At 73.6% G+C, this 22160-nt stretch carries 20 protein-coding genes; 10 read left to right on the top strand and 10 right to left on the bottom strand.

The window, feature by feature from the left end; genetic code table 11:
* The first annotated feature begins 11 nt into the window (after window positions 1-11).
* Both FHX36_RS13315 and recR read left to right on the top strand, forming a co-directional pair.
* Complete coding sequence (locus FHX36_RS13315) at window positions 12-347, top strand: YbaB/EbfC family nucleoid-associated protein (RefSeq protein ID WP_110550318.1); 336 nt, start codon at window positions 12-14, stop codon at window positions 345-347.
* A 43-nt stretch (window positions 348-390) separates the two neighbouring features.
* The gene (gene recR, locus FHX36_RS13310; protein WP_110550319.1) at window positions 391-990 is read left to right on the top strand and encodes a recombination mediator RecR; all 600 of its coding nucleotides are present in this window, start codon (window positions 391-393) and stop codon (window positions 988-990) included.
* Between the two features lie 88 nt (window positions 991-1078).
* On the opposite strand, the gene FHX36_RS13305 is transcribed toward recR, so the two are convergent.
* Window positions 1079-1441 (bottom strand): Rieske 2Fe-2S domain-containing protein, encoded by a 363-nt coding sequence (locus tag FHX36_RS13305; RefSeq protein ID WP_183513814.1) that lies wholly within the window; start codon window positions 1439-1441, stop codon window positions 1079-1081.
* A gap of 131 nt (window positions 1442-1572) precedes the next feature.
* On the opposite strand from FHX36_RS13305, the gene FHX36_RS13300 reads away from it, so the two are divergent.
* The 7 genes from FHX36_RS13300 (at window position 1573) to FHX36_RS13270 (ending at window position 10760) form a co-directional block, all read left to right on the top strand.
* Window positions 1573-2331 carry a VOC family protein gene (locus FHX36_RS13300; protein WP_110554237.1) on the top strand — a complete coding sequence of 253 codons (759 nt, stop codon included), beginning with the start codon at window positions 1573-1575 and terminating at the stop codon, window positions 2329-2331.
* Between the two features lie 123 nt (window positions 2332-2454).
* Entirely contained in the window at window positions 2455-2904 is a 450-nt protein-coding gene (locus tag FHX36_RS13295; protein ID WP_258373059.1) for a hypothetical protein, read from the top strand.
* A gap of 17 nt (window positions 2905-2921) precedes the next feature.
* A complete protein-coding gene (locus tag FHX36_RS13290; protein WP_183513813.1) occupies window positions 2922-5009 on the top strand; it encodes a TPM domain-containing protein in 2088 nt (695 codons plus the stop codon).
* 202 nt (window positions 5010-5211) lie between these two features.
* Window positions 5212-6828 carry an ABC transporter substrate-binding protein gene (locus FHX36_RS13285; protein ID WP_343056612.1) on the top strand — a complete coding sequence of 539 codons (1617 nt, stop codon included), beginning with the start codon at window positions 5212-5214 and terminating at the stop codon, window positions 6826-6828.
* 128 nt (window positions 6829-6956) lie between these two features.
* Window positions 6957-8057 (top strand): ABC transporter permease, encoded by a 1101-nt coding sequence (locus FHX36_RS13280; RefSeq protein WP_110552890.1) that lies wholly within the window; start codon window positions 6957-6959, stop codon window positions 8055-8057.
* 1 nt (window position 8058) lies between these two features.
* Complete coding sequence (locus tag FHX36_RS13275) at window positions 8059-9084, top strand: ABC transporter permease (protein ID WP_110552889.1); 1026 nt, start codon at window positions 8059-8061, stop codon at window positions 9082-9084.
* Window positions 9081-10760, top strand: coding sequence for a dipeptide ABC transporter ATP-binding protein (locus FHX36_RS13270; protein WP_110552888.1), 1680 nt, complete (start codon window positions 9081-9083; stop codon window positions 10758-10760). The genes FHX36_RS13275 and FHX36_RS13270 overlap by 4 nt, the downstream gene beginning before the upstream one ends.
* An 84-nt stretch (window positions 10761-10844) precedes the next feature.
* Here FHX36_RS13270 and FHX36_RS13265 read toward each other — a convergent pair whose 3' ends face one another.
* Together FHX36_RS13265 and FHX36_RS13260 are read right to left on the bottom strand one after the other, a co-directional pair.
* Window positions 10845-11810 carry a pirin family protein gene (locus FHX36_RS13265; RefSeq protein ID WP_110552887.1) on the bottom strand — a complete coding sequence of 322 codons (966 nt, stop codon included), beginning with the start codon at window positions 11808-11810 and terminating at the stop codon, window positions 10845-10847.
* 9 nt (window positions 11811-11819) lie between these two features.
* Window positions 11820-12830, bottom strand: a complete 1011-nt coding sequence (locus FHX36_RS13260; RefSeq protein WP_110552886.1) for a pirin family protein — start codon at window positions 12828-12830, stop codon at window positions 11820-11822.
* Window positions 12831-13083: 253 nt separating this feature from the next.
* Here FHX36_RS13260 and FHX36_RS13255 point away from each other — a divergent pair, with 253 nt between their 5' ends.
* Window positions 13084-14406, top strand: coding sequence for a glycoside hydrolase family 6 protein (locus FHX36_RS13255; RefSeq protein ID WP_110552885.1), 1323 nt, complete (start codon window positions 13084-13086; stop codon window positions 14404-14406).
* Between the two features lie 22 nt (window positions 14407-14428).
* Here the strand turns inward: FHX36_RS13255 and FHX36_RS13250 are convergent, their stop codons facing one another.
* From FHX36_RS13250 to FHX36_RS13220, 7 genes are all read right to left on the bottom strand, one after another.
* Complete coding sequence (locus tag FHX36_RS13250; RefSeq protein WP_183513812.1) at window positions 14429-15391, bottom strand: glycoside hydrolase family 88 protein; 963 nt, start codon at window positions 15389-15391, stop codon at window positions 14429-14431.
* Entirely contained in the window at window positions 15391-16104 is a 714-nt protein-coding gene (locus FHX36_RS13245; RefSeq protein WP_110551731.1) for an SDR family NAD(P)-dependent oxidoreductase, read from the bottom strand. Before FHX36_RS13245 ends, FHX36_RS13250 begins: the two co-directional genes overlap by 1 nt.
* Window positions 16101-17498 carry a GH1 family beta-glucosidase gene (locus FHX36_RS13240; protein ID WP_110551730.1) on the bottom strand — a complete coding sequence of 466 codons (1398 nt, stop codon included), beginning with the start codon at window positions 17496-17498 and terminating at the stop codon, window positions 16101-16103. The genes FHX36_RS13245 and FHX36_RS13240 overlap by 4 nt, the downstream gene beginning before the upstream one ends.
* A gap of 98 nt (window positions 17499-17596) precedes the next feature.
* Window positions 17597-18694, bottom strand: a complete 1098-nt coding sequence (locus FHX36_RS13235; RefSeq protein WP_110551729.1) for an ABC transporter ATP-binding protein — start codon at window positions 18692-18694, stop codon at window positions 17597-17599.
* A gap of 52 nt (window positions 18695-18746) precedes the next feature.
* Window positions 18747-19649 (bottom strand): carbohydrate ABC transporter permease, encoded by a 903-nt coding sequence (locus tag FHX36_RS13230; protein ID WP_110551728.1) that lies wholly within the window; start codon window positions 19647-19649, stop codon window positions 18747-18749.
* Window positions 19650-19658: 9 nt separating this feature from the next.
* Window positions 19659-20648 (bottom strand): carbohydrate ABC transporter permease, encoded by a 990-nt coding sequence (locus FHX36_RS13225; RefSeq protein WP_110551727.1) that lies wholly within the window; start codon window positions 20646-20648, stop codon window positions 19659-19661.
* A 148-nt stretch (window positions 20649-20796) separates the two neighbouring features.
* Window positions 20797-22116, bottom strand: coding sequence for an extracellular solute-binding protein (locus FHX36_RS13220; RefSeq protein WP_110551726.1), 1320 nt, complete (start codon window positions 22114-22116; stop codon window positions 20797-20799).
* Window positions 22117-22160: the final 44 nt, after the last annotated feature.

Genomic DNA, 22160 nt, shown 5'->3' with positions numbered 1-22160 from the left:
ACTCTCGGGTCATGGGACCCGGAGGCCAGCCCGACATGGGCGCGTTGCTCAAGCAGGCGCAGCAGATGCAGCAGGCGCTCGCCGCCGCGCAGGAGGAGCTCGCCAACGCGGAGGTGACCGGCTCGGCCGGCGGTGAGCTGGTCACCGTCACGCTGACCGGCAGCGGCGACGTGGTCAGCCTGACCATCGCCCCCGCCGCCGTCGACCCCGACGACGTCGAGACGCTCCAGGACCTGGTCGTCGCGGCCTTCCGGGACGCCCAGCGGGCCGCCAACGAGCTCGCCGCCACCACGATGGGCCCGGTGACCGGGGGCCTCGGCGGCGGGCTCGGCCTGCCCGGCTTCTGACCCACCGGGGCGACGCACCGTCGCCCCACCTCGAAGGAGAACCGTGTACGAGGGCGCTGTCCAGGACCTCATCGACGAGCTCGGGCGGCTGCCCGGCGTCGGTCCCAAGAGCGCGCAGCGCATCGCCTTCCACCTGCTGGCCGCGGAGTCGGCCGACGTCGTGCGGCTGGTCGCCGCGCTGCAGCGGGTGCAGGCGGAGGTCCGCTTCTGCGTGACCTGCTACAACGTCGCCGAGGGCGAGCAGTGCCGGATCTGCCGCGACCCGCGGCGCACCCTGGACGTCATCTGCGTCGTCGAGGAGCCCAAGGACGTCGTGGCGATCGAGCGCACCCGCGAGTTCAAGGGCCGCTACCACGTGCTCGGCGGTGCGATCAGCCCGATCGAGGGCATCGGCCCCGACGACCTGCGGGTCAAGGAGCTGATGACCCGGCTGATGGACGGCCAGGTCACCGAGCTGATCATCGCCACCGACCCGAACCTGGAGGGCGAGGCCACCGCGGCCTACCTGGCCCGGCTGGTCGGCCCGCTGGGGCTGGCCGTCTCCCGGTTGGCCAGCGGCCTGCCGGTGGGCGGCGACCTGGAGTACGCCGACGAGGTCACCCTGGGCCGCGCCTTCGAGGGCCGCCGCCGCATCGACGCGTGAACAAGGACCCCCGTGCCCCCCGACCGCTCGCAGGCTCGCGGCCGGGCCCCTGCACGGGGGCCGCGGCTGGTGACGTCGGGCGGCTCGCTCAGCCGTCGGCTACTACGACGTCGTCTCCGCGGCGCACGGCGCGGCGGACGCGGAGGCGCACCACCTGGCCGAACCGCTTGACCAGGCCGGAGTAGCCCGGGGCCGGCCCGTGGTAGCCGAGGAAGCCGCGCGGCCCGGACACCATCTCCCCGGTGTGCAGGTCGTAGCGGGCCTGGTGCCACGGGCAGACCAGGCAGCCCTCGGCGTCCACGCTGCCCGCCGACAGATCGGCGAGCTGGTGCCGGCAGCGCCGGGACACCGCGGCCAGCCGGCCGCGGTCGTTGGCCACCGCCCAGTGCCCGGCGGGGCGCACCGCACCCGGGGGCAGGTCGGCGGCGGGGACGCGGTCGCTCTTCGGCACGGGTGGGCCTCCTGGTCTCGGTCGGTGCCCGGGGCCCTACCCCGCGCAGCGACGTGCAGACCTCGTACCCGGGGACGGCGGTCCTGTCGGTACCCGGTGGGACGGTCGACCTCCCGACCCGAGGAGGAGTCATGCCCACTCGCACCACTCCCTGGCCGAACGGCACGCCGTGCTGGGTCGACCTCGGCACGCCGGAACCGGACGCCGCCCGCGCCTTCTACGCCACGGTCCTCGACTGGACCTACGACGTCGGCGGGCCGGAGTCCTACGGCTACACCATGTGCCTGCGCAACGGCCGCAAGGCCGCCGGGATGGGCCCGCAGCAGGACCCGGACGACCCGCCCCGCTGGACGACGTACTTCGCCGCCGACGACGTCGACACCGTCGCGGCGCGGGTGACCGAGGTCGGCGGCTCGTTGCTGGCCCCGCCGATGGACGTGGGCCCGGCCGGGCGGATGGCGATGGCCGCCGACCCGCAGGGCAACCCGTTCGGCCTGTGGCAGGCCGGCACCACCACCGGCGCCGAGATCTACAACGAGCCCGGCGGGCTGGTCTGGAACGAGGCGGCCGTCGACGACCCGGCGGCGGCGCGGGACTTCTACCGCGCCGTGTTCGGCTTCTCCTGGCAGGAGATGCCCGGGCTCGACGGCTACGCGGTCTTCAGCTCCGGCGAGCAGCCGCTCGGCGGGCTCGGCGGCATCTCACCGGGGCTGCCCCGCGGCTGGGCGACCTGCTTCTCGGTCGCCTCGACCGACGACGCGGTGGCGGCGGTGGAGTCCGGCGGCGGCAAGGTGCTGATGGCCGCGGAGGACACCGAGTTCGGCCGGTTCGCCGTGGTCGCCGACCCCTGGGGGGCGTCGTTCTCGGTGATGTCGGAGATCCCCGCCTGAGCAGGACCTGACATCTGGCACCTGTGCCGGGTCCCTGCGGCCGGGCAGGCTGGTCACCGGGCCGGCCGACGCCGGCCCGGTGACCGGAGCCGGCGCTGCCGGCCTGCCGGAGGGAGCGGTCAGGTGCGCGACGTCGTCCTGTTCCTGCACGTCCTGCTGGGCGCCGCCGGTCTGCTGCTCGGGCCGGCCTGGCTGCTCGCCCGCCGGCGCGGCCGGCCGGCCGTGGGGCTCGCCACCGGCTACCAGGTCGTGGTGGCCGGCGTCGCCGGGTCCGCCGGGGTGCTCGCGGTCACCGACCCGCAGCTGGGCTGGCTGCTGCCGGTCGCGGTGGCCACCGAGGTGCTCGCGGTCACCGGGGCGCTGGCCCGGCGGCGGGACTGGCCGGGCTGGCGCAGCTGGCAGCCGCACCTGCTCGGGGGCTCCTACATCGCGCTGGTCACCGGGGTGCTGATCGCCGAGACCGGCCACCCGGTCGCCTGGCTGCTCCCGGCCCTGGTCGGGCAGCTGCCGATCGCGCTGGCCAAGCGCCGGCTGCACGCCGCCGAGGGCTCGACCGCCCCCGCCCCGGCCTGATCGGCGACGATGGGGCCATGCGCCGCCTCCCCCGACTGGCCGCCGTCCTCGGCGTGCTCGCCGCACCCCTCCTGGTCACCGGCACCGCGACCGCCGACGAGCCGCTCGCCCTCACCGACCAGGTCACCGACACCGCCGGGGTGCTCGACGACCAGTCGGGCGACGAGGCGGCGATCGAGCGGCTGCGCACCGAGCAGGACGTGCAGCTGTTCGTCGTCTACGTCGACACGTTCGACGGGGCGGCGGACGGCACCGCCTGGGCCCAGCGGACCGCGGAGCGCAGCGGCCTCGGCGGCAACGACCTGCTGTTCGCCGTCGCCGTCGAGGACCGGGCCTACGGGGTCTCCACCGGCCAGGCGGTGAGCATCTCCGACTCCGACATCGACCAGGTGATCAGCTCCGACGTCGAGCCCGAGCTGGCGGCCGACGACTGGGACGGTGCCGTCGTGGCCCTCGCCGACGGGCTGGCCGACGACGGCGGTTCTGGGGGTGGCGGCGCGGCCCTCGGGGTGATCGCGGCCGTCGCGGTGGTGGGCGGGGGCGGGTACGCGCTCGCCCGCAGCCGCCGGCGCCGGAAGCAGACCGAGGCGCAGCAGGTGGCGGCCGCCCGGGCCGCCGACCCGTTCCCCGACGAGACCACCGAGCAGCTCACCTTCCGGGCCAGCGGCGCGCTGCTGGAGCTGGACGAGGCGGTCCGCACCTCCTCCCTGGAGCTCGACTTCGCCCGCGCCCAGTACGGCGACGAGCCGGTGGCCGGGTTCGCCGAGGCGCTGGCCCTGTCCCAGACCGAGCTGCAGCAGGCCTTCACCCTCCGCCAGCAGCTGGACGACGAGGTCCCCGAGGACGAGCCGACCAGGCGCCGGATGCTCGCCGAGATCCTCCGGCTGACCAGCGCTGCCGACGAGCGGCTGGACGCCCAGGCCGAGGCCTTCGACCAGCTGCGCGACCTGGAGCGCACCGCACCGCAGGCGCTGGACCGGCTCACCCCGCAGGTGGCGGCGCTGCAGCAGCGGCTGCCGCAGGAGGAGCAGCGGCTGGCCGAGCTGCGCGAGCGGTACGCCGACTCCGCGCTGGCGCCGGTCGCCGACAACGTCGTCCAGGCCCGGGCCCGGCTGGAGGCCGCCGCCGCCGAGGTCGAGGAGGCCCGCGGGCACCTGCAGGGCGGTCAGCCCGGGCAGGCCGTGGGCTCGCTGCGGGTCGCCGAGGACGCCGTGGCGCAGAGCGGCACGCTGCTGGACGGGATCGGCCGGCTGGCCGCCGACCTCGACGCCGCGCCGGCCCGGCTGGCCGCTGTCCGCGCGGAGACCGAGCAGGACCTCGCCGAGGCCCGGTCGCTGGTCACCGGCACCCCGGGCGACCCGGCCGGGCTGGCTCCGCTGGTCGCCCGCGCCGAGACCGCGCTGGCCGCCGCGGACGCCGTCCCGGCCGGGCAGCGACCCGACCCGCTGACCGCCCTGCGGCAGCTCGAGGAGGCCGACGCCGCGCTGGACCAGGCGCTCGCCGGCGCCCGGGACGCCGCCGTCCAGGCCCGCCGCGCCGCCGCGGCGCTGGACCAGACGGTGCTCACCGCTCGGTCGGCGATCGCCGCGGCCGGTGACTTCATCAGCACCCGCCGGGGAGCCGTCGGGCCGGAGGCGCGCACCCGGCTGGCCGAGGCGCAGCGGCGGCTGGACGCCGCGGTGGCCGCCGGCAGCGCCGACCCGGTCGGTGCGCTGCGGGAGGCCCAGCAGGCGGCCGCCCTGGCCCAGCAGGCGCTCGACCAGGCGCGCGCCGACGTCGACCAGTGGTCCAGCGGCTACGGCGGCCCCGGGGCCCCGGGCTACGGCGCGCCCGGGTACGGCGGCCCGGGCTACGGCGGGCGCCCCGGCGTCGACCTCGGCAGCCTGGTGCTCGGCGGCATCCTGCTCGGCGGTGGCTCGCGCGGCGGCTACGGCGGCGGCTACGGCGGCGGGTACGGCGGTGGGTACGGGGGCGGCTTCGGCGGCGGGGGCCTCGGCGGCGGGCTCGGTGGCTCCCGCGGCGGGGGCGGTGGCCGCCGCAGCGGCGGGGGCAGCTTCGGCGGCTCCGGGAGCCGGGGCCGCCGGGGAGGCGGCGGCCGCTTCTGAGGGCCGCGCCACACCACCGGCCGGCTGGGGTCACAACACCATCACAGCCTCCCCGCGGGTTCTCACACCGTGGGAAGGGTGTGTTAGTCATGCATCTCCAATGGCCACAGGCGGCCGCGGTGGTGCGCCGGTGGGCGCCCGCGAGCCGCCACCCATGAGAACGAGGTAGCGGATGAACTCCGTGTCCAGGAGTGGCCGGCGCGTGCTGGTCACGACGGCGGGCATCACGGCGGCGGCGCTCGCGCTGACGGCGTGCGGCGGCAGCGACGACAGCGGTGACGGCGGCTCGTCCGGCGGTGGCGGTGGTGCGCTGACCATCGGGACCAGCGACAAGATCACCACGATCGACCCGGCCGGTTCGTACGACAACGGCTCCTTCGCCGTCATGAACCAGGTCTACCCGTTCCTGATGAACACCCCGCTGGGCAGCCCGGACGTGGAGCCCGACATCGCCGAGTCGGCCGAGTTCACCTCGCCGACCGAGTACACGGTGACGCTGAAGAGCGGCCTGACCTTCGCCAACGGCAACGAGCTGACCTCCTCCGACGTCAAGTTCAGCTTCGACCGCATGGTCGCCATCAACGACGAGAACGGCCCGGCGTCGCTGCTCTACAACCTGGACAGCGTCGCGGCCCCCGACGACACCACCGTCGTCTTCACGCTGAAGAGCCCCGAGGACCAGGTCTTCCCGCAGATCCTGTCCAGCCCGGCCGGCCCGATCGTCGACGAGGACGTCTTCGCGGCCGACGCGCTGACCCCGGACCAGGAGATCGTCGACGGCGAGGCCTTCGCCGGCCCGTACACGATCACCGGCTACGAGCTCAACGACCTGGTCTCCTACCAGGCCAACCCCGAGTACCAGGGGCTGCTGGGCGCGCCGAAGACCGACGAGGTCAACGTCAAGTACTACAGCGACGCCTCGAACCTGAAGCTGGACGTGCAGGAGGGCAACATCGACGTCGCCTTCCGCAGCCTGACCTCGACCGACATCGACGACCTGCGCGGCAACGACGAGGTCAAGGTCGTCGACGGCCCCGGTGGCGAGATCCGGTACATCACGTTCAACTTCGACACCCAGCCCTACGGTGCGACGACGGCCGAGGCCGACCCGGCCAAGGCGCTCGCCGTCCGCCAGGCGGTGGCCGACCTGATCGACCGCCAGGAGATCGCCGACCAGGTCTACAAGGGCACCTACACCCCGCTGTACTCCTACGTCCCCGACGGCCTGACCGGCGCGACCACGCCGCTGCAGGAGAAGTACGGCGACGGCTCCGGTGGCGCCGACCCGGACAAGGCGGCCCAGCGGCTGCAGGCGGCCGGGGTGCAGACCCCCGTCGAGCTCAACCTGCAGTACTCGAACGACCACTACGGCCCGTCCTCGGGTGACGAGTACGCGCTGATCAAGGACCAGCTGGAGGCCACCGGCCTGTTCACGGTGAACCTGCAGACCACCGAGTGGGTGCAGTACTCCAAGGACCGCACCTCGGACGTGTACCCGGCCTACCAGCTGGGCTGGTTCCCGGACTACTCCGACGCCGACAACTACCTGACGCCGTTCTTCCTGCTGGAGAACTTCCTCTCCAACCACTACGAGGACCAGCAGGTCAACGACCTGATCCTGCAGCAGGCCAGCACCCCCGACCCCGCCGCCCGGCAGGCCCTGATCGAGCAGATCCAGGACCTCGTCGCCGACGACCTGTCGACGGTGCCCTACCTGCAGGGGGCCCAGGTGGCCGTCACCGGCACCGACGTCTCCGGCGCCGAGGACACCCTCGACGCCTCGTTCAAGTTCCGCTACGGCGCCCTCTCCAAGGGCTGATCGGTCCCTGACGGGCTGATCGACACGGCACACGGCCCCGGGCGGCCCGCGAGACGCGGGTCGCCCGGGGCTCCGCACGTCCGGCCCTGCCCACGGAGCGCAGGAGCCGTACTGATGGACTGGGAGCGATGACCACCACGACGACGACGGAGCCCGCCACCGGCTCCGCGGGCACCGCCCCCGAGGCGCCCAAGAAGCGCGGCGGCGGTGGCGGCCTCGGCAGCTACCTGCTGGTCCGCTTCCTGCTGATCTTCCCGACGATCTTCATCCTGGTGACGACCGTCTTCTTCCTGATGCGGTCCACCGGTGACCCGATCACCGCCGCCCTCGGCGGCCGGTTGCCGGCCGACCAGCTGGCCGAGCGGATCCGCGAGGCCGGCTACGACCGGCCGCTGATCAGCCAGTACCTGGACTACCTCGGCGGCATCGTGCGCGGCGACTTCGGCACCACGATCAGCGACCGGCAGCCGGTCACCGACGTGCTGAAGACCTACGGCGCCGCCACCCTGGAGCTGAGCGTCTACGCGCTGGTCGTCGCGTTCATCGTGGGGATCCCGCTGGGCATGGTCGCCGCCTACTTCCGCGACCGGACCCCCGACGCCGTGCTGCGGGTCTTCGCGATCCTCTGCTACGCCACCCCGGTCTTCTTCGCCGGGCTGCTGCTCAAGCTGGTCTTCTCGGTCTGGCTGGACTGGCTGCCGGTGGCCGGCCGCTCGTCCACCGGGTCGGAGATCCAGCTCCAGCAGCTCGACCACCAGACCAACATCGCCATCATCGACGCGATCCAGACCGGTGACGGCGGGGTCATCTCCGACGTGCTGCAGCACGCGATCCTGCCCGCCGTGGCGCTGGGCCTGCTGACCGCCGGGGTCTTCCTCCGGCTGGTGCGCACCAACGTCATCGGCACCCTGGGCACCGGCTACGTCGAGGCCGCCCGCTCCCGCGGGGTCAGCGAGTCGCGGCTGCTGCGCAAGCACGCCTACCGCCCGGCGCTGATCCCGATCATCACCGTCATCGGCCTGCAGATCGCGCTGCTGCTGGTCGGCGCCGTGCTCACCGAGACCACGTTCGAGTGGAAGGGCCTGGGCTTCCAGCTGTCCGAGTACCTGCAGGCCCGCGACTTCGTGGCGGTGCAGGGGATCGTCGCCCTGCTCGCCGTCATCGTGGCCGTCACCAACTTCATCGTCGACGTCATCGCCGCGCTCATCGACCCCCGGGTGAGGTACTGAGATGGCCACCGCTGCCACCCCTCCCACCGCCACCCGGCGGCGCCGCACCTGGCGCCAGCTGCCGGTCGTCAACCAGCTGCGGCAGAGCGTCGGCCTGCAGCGCGGCATGCTCGTCGCCGGCCTGGTGCTGATGGGCGTCTTCGTGCTCACCGCCGTCTTCGCGCCGCTGCTCGCGCCCTACGAGTACGGCCAGCTGCGGGACGCCAACGGTCCCTTCGGTGCGCAGGCCAGCCCGTCGGGCAACCACCTGCTGGGCACCACCGTCGGCGGTTACGACGTGCTGTCCCGGGTCATCTGGGGTTCCCGGACGGCGCTCTACGTGATCGTCGTGGCGGTGCTGCTGTCGATCGTGCTGGGCGTCCTGCTCGGCCTGGTGTCCGGCTACTTCGGTGGCTGGCTGGACCGGGTGCTGGTCGTCATCGCCGACGCCGTCTACGCCTTCCCGACGCTGCTGCTCGCGATCATCGTGGCCATCGTCATCAGCGGCGGGCAGTCCAGCCTCTGGGGCGGCATCTTCGCCGCGGCCATCTCGATCACGGTGGTCTTCATCCCGCAGTACTTCCGGGTGGTGCGCGCCGAGACGCTGCGGATCAAGTCCGAGGCCTTCGTCGAGTCCGCCCGGGTCATCGGTGCCAGCAACTGGCGGATCATGAGCAAGCACGTGCTGCGCAACGCCACCCGCACGCTGCCGTTGATCCTCACGCTCAACGCCTCCGAGGCGATCCTCACCCTCGCCGGGCTCGGGTTCCTCGGGTTCGGCATCCAGCCGACCGAGGCTGCGGAGTGGGGCTTCGACCTCAACCGCTCGCTGTCCGACGTGACCAGCGGGATCTGGTGGACCTCGGTCTTCCCGGGTGCCGCGATCGTGGCAACGGTGCTGGGCCTGACCCTGGTCGGGGAGAGCCTCAACGACCTCGCCGACCCCCGGCTGCGCAGCCGCCGCAAGGCCGCGGACACCGCGCCGCCGCCGGCCGGCATCGTCGAGCCCGGTGGAGCGGTCGTGCACACGGAAGGGACGCTGGCATGAGCGCCGTCGTCGACATCACCGACCTGCAGATCTCCTTCGCCACCGACGCCGGCACGGTCGACGCCGTCACCGGGGTCACCCTGCAGGTGCAGGCCGGCGAGGTGCTGGCCATCGTCGGGGAGAGCGGCAGCGGCAAGACCGTCACCGCCCGCAGCATCCTCGGCCTGCTGCCGGAGACCGCCCGGGTGCGCGGGGCCGTGGTGCTGTCCAGCAAGGACGGCAGCAGCTCGCAGGACGTCGTCCCGCTGCGGGGCTCGGCGCTGCGCGAGGTGCGCGGCGAGGACGCCGCGATGGTGTTCCAGGAGCCCTCGACCTCGCTCAACCCCGTCTACCCGGTGGGCTGGCAGATCATCGAGGGGCTCCGGGCGCACGGGAAGCTCAGCCGCAAGGAGGCGCGGGCCAAGGCGATCGACGTGCTGCGCCGGGTCGGCATCCCCGACCCGGAGGAGCGGATCGACCACTACCCGCACCAGTTCTCCGGTGGTCAGAAGCAGCGCATCGTCATCGCCCAGGCGCTCGTGCTCGACCCCGGCGTGATCATCGCCGACGAGCCGACGACGGCCCTCGACGTCACCGTCCAGGCGGAGATCCTGGAGCTGCTGCGGCGCTGCCGCGACGACTTCGGCGCCGCCATCGTGCTGATCACCCACAACATGGGCGTCGTCGCCGACCTGGCCGACCGGGTCGCGGTCATGTACCAGGGCGAGATCGTCGAGCAGGCCGACGTCCGCACCCTGTTCAGCTCCCCGCAGGACCCGTACACCCAGCGGCTGCTCGCGGCGGTGCCGCGGCTCGGCCAGGGCGTCGAGCTCACCCGGGAGCGGGCGGCGCGCCGCGCGCCCGGCTGGGCCGAGGCAGCGCCGGTGGTGGAGGCCCGCGACCTGCGGATCGTCTACCCCGGGCGGATGCGCCGGCCGGACTTCACCGCGGTCGACGGCGTGAGCTTCGCGATCCGCCCGGGCGAGGTGCTCGGCCTGGTGGGGGAGAGCGGAAGCGGCAAGACGACCATCGGCCGGGCCATCGCCGGGCTGACCAAGGTCACCGGCGGCTCGCTGCAGGTGCTGGGCGCGGAGATGAACGGTTTCAAGGAGCGCAGCTTCCGCCCGGTGCGCGAGCGGATCGGCTTCGTCTTCCAGGACCCGGCGTCCAGCTTCAACCCGCTGCTCACCATCGCCGAGGCGGTCGCCGAACCGCTGATCGTGCACAAGCGGGCCAAGGACGCGCAGGCCGCCCGCGCCCGGGTCGACGAGCTGCTCGAGGCGGTGCAGCTGCCGAGGACCTTCGGCGACCGGTACCCGCACGAGCTCTCCGGTGGGCAGCGCCAGCGGGCCAGCCTGGCCCGTGGCCTGGCCCTGCAGCCCGAGCTGCTGATCGCCGACGAGCCGACCTCGGCCCTCGACGTGTCGGTGCAGGCCCGGGTGCTGGAGCTGTTCGACGAGCTGCAGAAGGAGCTGGGGTTCGCGGCGCTGTTCATCAGCCACGACCTCGCCGTCGTCGACCTGCTGGCCGACAAGATCGCCGTCCTCTACCGCGGGCAGCTGGTCGAGGAGGGCACCGGGGCGGAGGTGCTCGGCGCCCCGCAGCACCCGTACACCCAGCGGCTGCTCGCCTCGCTGCCGGTGCCCGACCCCGACGAGCAGGCCCGCCGCCGCGCGGAGTGGAACGCGCTGCGCTGACCCGCCGGCCCCCGCTCGCCCCGGAGATGACCATCTCCGGGGGTCTGCGGACCCCGGAGATGGCCATCTTCGGGGTGAGGGGGGTCAGCGCACGCGGCCGCGGGGCTTGAGCGGCAGCGGGGGCAGGGCCGGGGCGCCGAGCCGGTAGCCGTCGAACCCGGGGACGTCGTCGAACCGGTCGCCCTCGGCCCACTGCTCGGCGAACTCGGCGATCTCCTCGCCCGAGCGGCCGACGAAGTTCCACCACATGACGATCCGCTCCTCGAACGGCTCGCCACCGAGCAGCAGCAGCTCCGCCGGCGCCTCGGTGCGCAGCCGCACCGTGCGCCGGCCCGACCCCAGGTAGAGCATCGCGCCCGGGGTCAGCGGCACGCCCTCGACGTCCGCGGACCCCGAGGCGGTCAGCAGCCCGTACTCGAAGTCCGGCTCCAGCGGCAGCTCGACGTCGGCGCCGGCGTCCAGCGCCAGGTCGACGCCGACCAGCGGGGTGTGCGCCGTCCCGGGGGAGGTCGCACCGCCGAGCGAGCCCATCAGCACGGTCGCGCTGACGCCGTCCGAGCTGAAACCGGGCAGGGCCGTGTGGTGCTCGAACGCCGGGGCGGTGTCCCGGACGGCGTCCGGCAGGGCCACCCACAGCTGGGCGCCGTGCAGGAAGCGCGGGTGCTGGGCCGGTGACTGCTCGGCGTGCGCGATGGCGTGCCCCGCGGTCATCAGCGCCAGCTCGCGCGGCTTGACGACGACGTCGCTGCCGAGCGAGTCGCGGTGGTGCACCTCGCCGTCGAGCAGCCAGGAGACCGTCTGCAGCCCGGTGTGCGGGTGCGGCAGCACCTCCATGCCGGCCGAGGTCCAGACGTCGTCAGGGCCGTAGTGGTCGACGAAGGCCCAGGCGCCCACCAGCCGCCGCCCGAGGGTGGGCAGCAGCCGGCGGACCCGGGTGCCCTCGCCGAGCAGCACCTCCTTGCCCGGCAGCAGTTCCAGCGCGGGGCGGGCCGAGGCCGCCGCCAGCCCGCCGAGCTCGTGCGCGTCGGGACGCGGCTCGAGGTTGCTCATGGCGTGTTCCTACTCGCTCTCGCCGCGCAGGTCACCGTGCGCGGCGGCAGCGCCGACGTAGCTGGCCGGGATGCTGCCGAGCCGGCCGGCCTGGGCGTCGGTGAGGGCGTCCAGCACCTCCTGCCGGGTGTTCATCACGAACGGCCCGTACATGGCGATCGGCTCCCGGATGGGCAGCCCGCCGAGGACGACGACGTCCAGGTCGGGGGTGCGCGACTGCGCGTGCCGGTCGCCGGGCCGGGTGCCCCGCAGGGTCACGGTGTCACCGGGGCCGAGCACCGCGAGCTGCCCGGTGCGCACCGGGGAGCCGTCGATGCCCACCGCGCCGCTGCCGGAGAGCACGTAGACCAGCGCGTTGAAGTCCGGCCGCCACGGGAGGTCGAGGGTCGCGCCGGGGGAGACGGTCGCGTGCACCATCGCCATCGGCGTGTACGTCGACCCCGGCCCTCGGTGTCCGCCGACGTCGCCGGCGATGACCCGGAGCAGGGCGCCGCCGTCCGGGCTGGCCAGCAGCACCGACTCGCGGGCCCGCAGGTCCTGGTAGCGCGGCTCGACCCACTTCTGCGCGCGGGGCAGGTTCACCCACAGCTGCAGGCCGTGGAAGAGCCCGCCGGAGAGCACCAGCGCCTCCGGGGGCCGCTCGATGTGCAGCACGCCCCCGCCGGCGGTCATCCACTGGGTGTCGCCGTTGCTGATCGTGCCGCCACCGCCGTGGCTGTCGGCGTGCTCGAAGGTGCCGTCGATGATGTAGGTGACGGTCTCGAAGCCGCGGTGCGGGTGCCAGGACGTGCCCTTCGGCTCACCCGGGGCGTACTCGACCTCACCCATCTGGTCCATGTGGATGAACGGGTCGAGGTCGCGCAGGTCGACACCGGCGAAGGCGCGGCGGACCGGGAAGCCCTCGCCCTCGAAGCCCGCCGGCGCGGTGGTCACCGACCGGGTTCGCCGGCGGACCGTGCGGGGCTCGGGCACCGGGACCCGGGCCAGGGTGGTGGTGTCCTCGACGGTCACGGCGGGCATGGCTGCCTCATCTCGATTGAGGGCTCAACTACGTGCGCACTGTAAGCCGCCGGACACGCCTTGTCTTCCCAGCGCGCCACGCCGTTCCGGAACGACCGGGTCTTGCCAGACGCGGCATCCGCCGGGCAGGGTCGGTGTAAGCGCTCTCACATCCACCACCGACCAGCCGCCGAGGACCGGCACGCGCACCGCAGGGAGCGCTCCCGCCCGTGCGTCGGCGACGTGCACGGGTCCCACCGACGACAGGACGACGATGTTCTCGACTCCTCGCCGCGGACGCGCGGCACTGCTGGCGGTCACCGCAGCGCTCACCCTCGGGCAGCTCACCCTGAGCAGCCCGGCCGCCGCAGCACCTCCGACCACCCAGGCCCCGCCGCTGGCCCCCGGCACCCGCTTCACCACCCCGGTCCCCGACTCCGGCGCTGTCCAGCAGGCCGTCGACCTCACCCGGGCGCACCGCTTCGGCGACGCCGGGCTGATCGCCCGCGAGGTCGCCACCCCGCAGGCGTCGTGGTTCACCGACGGCACGCCCGCGGAGGTCCGGCAGGAGGTGCGCCGGGCCTCGGCGCTGGCCGCGGCGACCCGCAGCGTGCCGACGTTCGTCGTCTACAACGTGCCGGGCCGGGACTGCTCCCAGTACTCCGCCGGCGGCGCGGCCGACGACGCGGCCTACCGCGCGTGGGTCGACGGCTTCGCCGCCGGCCTCACGCGCGGCCAGCAGGTCGTGGTGGTCGTCGAGCCCGACGGCCTGGCGCTGATGCCCGGCGACTGCCCCGCGGGCACCTACCCCGAGGGCACGGCGCCCACCGACGAGGGCCGGCTCGCCGACATCGCCCACGCCGGGCGGGCCATCGAGCGGGCCAACCCGAACGCGCTGGTCTACCTGGACGCCGGGCACACCGCCTGGCACAACGTCGGCAGCATCGCCGACCGGCTGCAGGACGCCGCCGTCGCGGAGTTCCAGGGCCTGGCGCTGAACACCTCGAACTACCAGTACACGCCGAACCTGTCCCACTACGGCACCTGGATCTCCGCCTGCCTCGCCGTCCTGCCGGCGACCTACGTGCACGGCGTCGACGCCGACCCGTGCCCCAACCAGTACTGGAACGGCGGGCCGGCGAACGGCTTCACCGGCGTCGCGCTCGACCCGTTCCAGCAGTGGAGCGACACCGCCACCGACCCCGCCGCGAACACCCTCGGGATCACCCAGCGGTACGAGGCGCTGCTGGCCGGCGCTGAGCCCACGGCCCACGTGGTCATCGACACCAGCCGCAACGGCCGGGGACCGTGGGCTCCGGCACCGGGCGCCGCGTACCCGGACCCGCAGACCTGGTGCAACCCGCCCGGCCGGGGCCTGGGTGCCCGCCCGAAGGCCGTGCCGGACCCGGCGTTCCCGCTCGTCGACGCCTACCTGTGGGTGAAGACGCCGGGACAGTCCGACGGCGAGTGCAACCGGGGTGTCCCGGGCAGCACCACCGACCCGGAGTGGGGCGGGATCACCGACCCGGCTGCGGGTGCCTGGTTCCCGCAGCAGGCGCTGCAGCTGGCCCAGCTCGCGGTCCCGCCGCTGCGCTGAGCCCCGCGACCGGGGCGCCGCGTCAGCGGGACGCGGCGCCCCGGTCGCACCAGGCGCGGTGCGCGGAGTCGGCGAGCAGCAGCAGGGCCTGGGCCTCGGGGGAGTGGCCGGGCCGGTCGAAGTGCGGTGCCGCGCTGGCGCCGGTGACCCGGCCGAGCCCGTCGACCCGGTCCGCGACGGCGGCCAGCAGGTCGGCCCCGACGTCGGCGTAGCGCGCGGGCAGCCAGCCCTCGCCCGCGCCGAGCAGCGCCGCCCAGGCGAGCATCGACCCGACGGCGGTGTCGGCCGGGCCGGCCGGGTCGTCGAGCACGTCGCCGAACAGCCCGTCCGGGCGGCGGAGCTCCAGGCAGGCGTCCAGCAGCGCGCGGCACTCCGCGGCGGCCGCCGTCCCCGCCTCGCCCGGCAGCCGGCCGACCGCCGCGGCCAGGCCCGCCACCACCCAGCCGTTGCCGGTGCCCCACGCGCGGGCGTCGGCCGGCGCCCCCGCCGCCTCGTCCCAGCGGGCCGACCACAGCCCGGTGCGCGGGTCGCGCAGCCGTCGACGGTGCCCGGCCAGCTGGGCGACCGCGGCGGCGGTCTCGCCGAGCGCGGCCAGGTAGGGCACCACCATGAACACGGTGTCGGCCCACACCTCGGGGCGGTCGACCAGGTGGAACAGCGTGCCGTCGGCCGCCCGTGGCGCGGCCCGCAGCACCCACGCGCGCTGGGCGGCCGCCGCTGCGGCGAGCGCCGGGTCGCCGCTGCGCGCGGCCAGCAGCTCCACGTACCGGCCGACCGCTGCGCTGTTCACCGCGCAGGCCGGGTCCAGCTCGGCCAGCCGCCCGTCGGGCAGCTGCCGGGCGACCGCGTCGTCGACCACCAGGCGCAGCACGGCCGCCGCGCCCGTCTGCTCGAGCACGGCGGCCGTGAGCCCCTGGTCCCAGGAGTGCCGCTGACCGGCCAGCAGCGCGGTCAGCGCCCGCTCCCGGACGTCGTCGTCCAGCACTAGAAGGGGATCTCTGCGCCGTCCTTGAAGAACCGGCCGGTCACCGACGCCGGCTCGCCGAGCAGCGCCATCGCACCGTCCGCGCTCTCCTCGACCGTGCCGGGCGCCTCGTCGCCGCCCAGCCCGGTGCGCACCCACCCGGGGTCGAAGGCGTTGACCGCGATCTCGCCGTGCAGCTGGGCCGCCTGCACCAGCACCAGCCCGTTGAGCGCGAACTTGCTCACCCGGTAGCTGGCGATGCCGGGCTCGGCGATCCCGTCGATCGTGCCGGCGCCGGAGCCGACGTGCACGACCCGCGGCTCCTTGCCGCCCCGCAGCGCCGGCAGCAGCGCGATGACCAGCCGGTGCGGGGCCACCAGGTTGACCGCCAGGGTCTCCTCGAGCGTCCCGGCCGGCTCGTCCTCGAACCGCTCGTCGCGGGCGAGCATCACCCCGGCGTTGCTGAACAGCACGTCGAGCGCGCCCCACCGCTGGTCGACGACCCCGGCCAGCCGGGCCGGCGTCGCCGGGTCGGTGAGGTCGGCGACCACCGGCACGAACGTCCCGGGGCCGCCGGTCAGCTCCCGGGCCAGCTCGTCGAGCAGCTGCTCGTCGCGGGCGGTGCCGAGCACGTCGGCCCCGGCCGCGACCAGCCGCCGGGCCACCGCCCGGCCGACGCCCCGGGAGGCGCCGGTGAGCAGGACCCGGCGGCCGGTGAGGTCGGTCGAGGTCACTGACCGTCCTTGTACCGGCGGAGCACCTCGGCGTACACCCGGGCGCTGTCCTTCGGCGTCCGCACCTGGGTCTCGTAGTCGACGTGCACCAGGCCGAAGCGCTGCTCGTAGCCGCGGGCCCACTCGTAGTTGTCCAGCAGCGACCAGGCGAAGTAGCCCCGGACGTCGGCCCCGGCGTCGACCGCGTCGGTCATCGCGGCCAGGTGCCGCACCAGGTAGTCGACCCGCTCGGGGTCGTGCACCTGGCCGTCGGCGGAGACCACGTCCGGCCAGGCCGAGCCGTTCTCGGTGATGAACATCGGCAGGCCCGGCGCCACCCCGCTGATCCACTGCAGCAGCGTGGTGAACGCCTCGGGGTTGATGCCCCAGCCCATCGTGGTGGTCGGGCCCTCGGGCTTGAGGTCCTCCACCTTCTCGGCGCCGATGAACGTGGGGTGCTTGCCGCTGGGCTCGCTGAGCCCCCGCACGGTCGACTGGAAGTAGTAGTTGACGCCCAGCCAGTCCACCGGTGTGGAGATGACCTCCAGGTCGCCGTCCTGCACCGGCAGCGGCGCACCGGCGGCGGCCAGGTCGTCGACCACGTCGGCCGGGTACTCCCCGGTCGCGATCGGCACCAGGAACATCCGGTTCTGCTGGCCGTCGAGGCGGCGGGCGGCGTCGACGTCGGCAGCGGAGTCGGACGCCGGGACCATCGGCGTGAAGTTCAACGTGATGCCCAGGTGGTCGGCGCCCTTGTCGCGCATCACCTGGGTCGCCAGGCCGTGGCCGAGCAGCAGGTGGTGCACGGCCCGGGAGGCCTCGACCGGGTCCTGGTGGCCGGGGGCGTGCTGGCCGGCCATGTAACCCAGCAGCGAGCTGCACATCGGCTCGTTCAGCGTCGACCAGTGCGGCACCCGGTCACCGAGGGCGTCGTAGACCACCCCGGCGTACTCGGCGAACCGGTACGCGGTGTCCCGGTCGGTCCAGCCGCCGCGGTCCTGCAGCGCCTGCGGCAGGTCCCAGTGGTACAGCGTCAGCCACGGGGCGATCCCGTTCTCCAGCAGCTCGTCGACCAGCCGGCGGTAGAAGTCCAGCCCGCGCTGCTCGACCGCGCCGGTGCCCTGCGGGAGCACCCGCGGCCAGGCGACGGAGAACCGGTAGGCGTCCAGGCCGAGGTCCTTCATCAGCGCGACGTCCTGCGGGTAGCGGACGTAGTGCTCGACCGCGACGTCGCCGGTGTGGCCCTGGAAGGTCTTGCCGGGGGTGTGGCTGAAGGTGTCCCAGATCGACGGCCCGCGTCCGTCGACGTCCACCGCGCCCTCGATCTGGTAGGCGGCGGTGGCGGCGCCGAAGGTGAAGCCGGGCGGGAAGGAGAGCCCGGAGGCGGTGTCCGGGCGCACGTCGGTGGAGGTCATGGGGGTGGGGTGCTCCTAGCGATCAGGGGTGGAGGCGGTGGCCCCGCTGCAGGGGCCCGCCGCGAGCGTGCGAGTGGTGGGGGGCAGTGGGGTCCTTCTCAGTCGACGCGCTGCTGCGTCGAGGCGTCGAAGACGTGCAGGTCGCCCTCGCGGACGCCGAGCCAGAGCTTCTGGCCGGCAGCGGGGGCGGATCGGGGCTCGGTGCGGACGACGACGTCCGAGGTGTGCATGACGTCGTCGTCCCCGGTGCCCAGCGTGGTGTAGAGGTAGGCGTCCGAGCCGAGCTGCTCGACGACGTTGACCTCCACCGGCACGCCCTGGCCCTCGCCGACCAGGTGCAGCGCCTCCGGCCGGAAGCCCACGGTCACCTTGCCGGAGCCGGCCGAGGCCCGCGTCAGCTGCTCGCGGGGCACCGGCAGCACGTGACCGCCGATCCGCACCCCGCCGTCGACGGCGTCCCCGGTGACGAGGTTCATCGCCGGGGAGCCGATGAAGCCGGCGACGAAGACGTTGGCCGGCCGGTCGTAGAGGGCACCGGGGGTGTCGACCTGCTGCAGGACGCCGTCCTTGAGCACCGCGACCCGGTCGCCCATGGTCATCGCCTCGACCTGGTCGTGGGTGACGTAGACGGTCGTGGTGCCCAGGCGGCGCTGCAGCGCCGAGATCTGGGTGCGGGTCTGCACCCGCAGCTTGGCGTCGAGGTTGGACAGCGGCTCGTCCATCAGGAAGACCTGCGGGGAGCGGACGATCGCCCGGCCCATCGCCACCCGCTGCCGCTGCCCACCGGACAGCGCCTTGGGGCGGCGGTCCAGGTAGTCCGACAGGTCCAGGATCTTGGCGGCCTCGGCGACCCGGCCGGCGATCTCGGTCTTCTTCACCCCGGCCAGCTTGAGGGCGAAGCCCATGTTCTCCCCGACGGTCATGTGCGGGTAGAGCGCGTAGTTCTGGAACACCATCGCGATGTCCCGCTCCTTGGGCGGCTGGTCGGTGACGTCGCGGTCACCGATCAGCACCGAGCCGGAGTCGACCTCCTCCAGCCCGGCGAGCATCCGCAGCGAGGTCGACTTGCCGCAGCCCGAGGGGCCGACCAGGACCAGGAACTCGCCGTCGGCGATGTCGAGGTCCAGCGCGTCGACCGCCGGCCGCTCGGCCTTCGGGTAGATCCGGCTGGCCTGCTGGAAGGACACGGTCGCCATGGTCAGGCACCTCTCAGGAACGGGGAGTGGGGGAGACGGGGTGCGCAGCGGGTCATCCCTTCACCGCGCCCTGCATGATGCCGCCGACGATCTGCTTGCCCAGGATCGTGAAGACGATCAGGACGGGCAGCGTGCCGAGCAGCGTGCCGGCCATGATCACCGACTGCTGCGGGACGTAGCCCGAGCCGAGCCCGGCCAGCGCCACCTGCACCGTCGGGTTGGCGGTGGTCAGCGCGATGATCGGCCAGAAGAACTCGTTCCAGGCGGTCAGGAAGGTCAGCATCGCCAGCACCGCCATCGCCGGCCGGGCGACCGGCACCACGATCGACCAGAAGATGCGGAAGGTGGAGGCGCCGTCGACGCGCCCGGCCTCCAGCAGCTCGTTGGGCAGCGCGGAGATCAGGAACTGGCGCATGAAGAAGACGCCGAAGGCGCTGACCAGCGTGGGCAGGATGACCGCCTGCAGCTGGTTCACCCACTGCAGGTCGGCGATCATCATGAACAGCGGGATGACCGACAGCTGGGTCGGCACCATCATCGTGCCGATCACCAGCGCCAGCAGCAGCCCCTTGCCGCGGAACTGCAGCTTGGCGAAGGCGAACCCGGCGAGCGTGCAGAACAGCACCGTGCCGACGGTGATCGCGCCGCTGACCAGGATCGAGTTGAGGATCGCCTTGCCGATGGGCGCCTGCTCCAGGGCCAGCCGGAAGTTCTCGAACAGGCTGGCGTTGGGCAGGAACGGCGGGGTGCTGGCCGCCAGCTCGGCGTTGGTGTGCGAGCCGGCCACCAGGGTCCAGTACAGCGGGAAGATCGACACCAGCGCGGTCAGCGTGAGCAGGGTGTAGGTGACCGGGCCGGCCTTGCCGGCCTTGCTGCCCTTCCCGCCGCGGCGCTCGGGCCGGTCGACGGGCGTGACCGCGGTGGTCTCGGTGCCGGGGAGTGCGAGGGTCGCCATGCCGGGCTCCTACCGGTCGGCCCGGGAGCGGAGGCGGCCGATGACGGCGTTCAGCCCCACGATCACCAGGATGATCATGAACATGGCCCAGGCGGTGGTGGCCGCCTGCCCGATGTGGAAGTTGCTCCAGCCCTGCTGGTACATCAGCAGGCCGAGCGTCTGGTACTGCCCCGAGGAGCCGCCGGACGTCGTCCCGTTGCCGGCGAACAGCAGCGGCTCGCCGAACAGCTGGACGGCGCCGATGGTCGAGACGACGATGGTGAACAAGATCGTCGGTCGCAGCGACGGGATCGTGACGTGCAGGAACTGCTTCCACCGGCTGGCGCCGTCGATCTCGGCGGCCTCGTAGAGCTCGCCGGGGATGGACTGCATCGCGGCCAGGTAGATGAGCGCGTTGTAGCCGGTCCAGCGCCAGGTGACGATGACCGCGATGGCGACCTGGCTGCTCAGCGTGCCGGCCTCCCAGTCGATCCGCTCCAGGCCGACGGCCTCCAGGAAGGTGTTGATCAGGCCGTAGTCGCGGCCGAACAGCTGGGCGAAGACGAGGGTCGCGGCGGCGATGCTGGTCGCGTACGGCATCAGCATCACGGTGCGGAAGAAGGTGCGGCCGCGGAGCTTGTAGTTGAGCAGGTGGGCCAGCCCCAGGGCCATGCACAGCTGGGGGACCGTGGCCAGGATGCCGATCGTCAGGGTGTTGCGGGCGGCGTTCCAGAAGAACTCGCTCTGCAGCAGGTTGCGGTAGTTCTCCAGCCCCACCCAGGTGCCGCCGTCGATGTTCGACAGGCTGGTGCGGTGCAGGGACACCCACGCGGTGTAGATGAACGGGTACAGGCTGAACGCGCCGAAGACCAGGAAGAACGGGGCGACGTAGGCGTAGCCCCAGCGGTTCCGGGTGAGCGTGGTGCGGCGCTTGGGCGGCGTGCGGTCGGGGGCCGGGGCGGTGGCCGCGGGCGGCGCGGCGATCAGCGCCTCGCGCGGGGTCTGGCTCGCGATGGTCATGCGGGGCCTCGGGGGTTCGGGGACGGGCGGGCCGGTCGTCCCCGGGGGCCGGAGCGGGCCGGGGCGGCGGTGGGACGTGACCGGTGCAGGTGCCCGGGAGCGGGAGACGCTCCCGGGCACCGCGTCCGGTGTGCGCTGAGCCGGTGGCTCAGCCGCCGATGGCCTGCTCCGAGGCCTTGAGTGCGTCCTGGAACGCGTCCTCCGGGCTGGTGCCGTTCGACGCGATGTCCGTCAGCGCCGTGGTGAACGCCTCCTGGATCTGCGTGTCGTAGGGACCGATCGGGGTGCGGCGGATGCCGTCAGCGGCCGCACCGAAGATCTGGCCGGTGGGGGCCCCGCTGAAGTACTCGTTCACCGCGTCCTTGACCTGCGGGTCGTCGGCAGCGGCCGGGCTGGACGGGAAGTGCGCCGTCTCGGTGAACAGCTTGATCTGCTGCTCGGGGGCGGTCAGCCACTCGGCGAGCTCCTTGGCCGCCTCGACGTTCTCGCCGTCCTTGGGGACACCGAGGAACGAACCGCCCCAGTTGCTGGCGCTCTCGCTGGAGCCGGGCAGCGGGGCGATGTCCCACAGGCCGGCGCCGGCGTCGCCCATCTGGGAGTTGATGTAGCCGAGCATCCAGGCCGGGCAGGCGATGGTGGCGAAGGCGCCGTTGGAGAAGGCCGCGTTCCACTCGTCACCGAACTGCGACAGGTTGGCGGTCAGGCCCTCCTCGGCGGCCAGGCTGGCGTAGCCCCAGGCCGACTCGACGCCGCTGCTCTCGCCCGGGATCGGGTTCCCGTCCTCGTCGTTGTAGGCCTCCTCGCCCTGGTAGACCGACGAGGAGAAGATGCTCGCCGGGCTGTCGAGGAAGGCGGCGCCGGCCGTGGTCTTGTACTGGCGGGCGGTGTCCAGGTAGGCGTCCCAGGTCGGCCACAGCTCGGCCACCTGGGCGCGGTCGGTGGGCAGCCCGGCCTGCTGGAAGAGGTCCTTGCGGTAGCACATGGCCTGCGGGCCGGAGTCGGTGCCGAGGGCGATCGTGGCGCCGTCCTGGGTGGAGGCCTGGCCCCACTTCCAGTCGTAGAAGTTGCCCTCGAGCTCGTCGGCGTTCTCCTCGGCGGCCCAGTCGACGAACGCGTCGGAGTGGTTGGTGACGACGTCGGCGATGAAGCCGATCTCCAGCGCCTGGATGTCGTCGAGGCCCGAACCGGCCGCCAGCCGGGTCTGCAGCGACTTGTAGTACGCCGCCGACTGGGCGATGTTGTTCTGCTCGATCGTGACGTTCGGGTGGAGCTCCATGTACTCGTCGTAGAGCCCGGCGTTGTCGAAGTCCATGGTGCCGAACGTGCCGACCGTCAGGGTGACGGGGGCGTCCGGGTCGTAGTCGGCCGCAGCGTCCGCGCTGTCGTCCGAGCCGCCGCACGCCGCGGTCGTGAGGAGCACGGCGAGCGCCGCCCCCACTGCCGCGTTGCGCCTCGAGGGAGAGAACATCTGACCTCCTGGTGGGTCCCCGGGACGCGTGCTCCGATGCATCG

Source organism: Modestobacter versicolor (genome assembly GCF_014195485.1).
GTDB lineage: Bacteria > Actinomycetota > Actinomycetes > Mycobacteriales > Geodermatophilaceae > Modestobacter > Modestobacter versicolor.
Note: the sequence above shows the minus strand (reverse complement) of the source record. Positions and strands in the feature narration are given on the sequence as shown.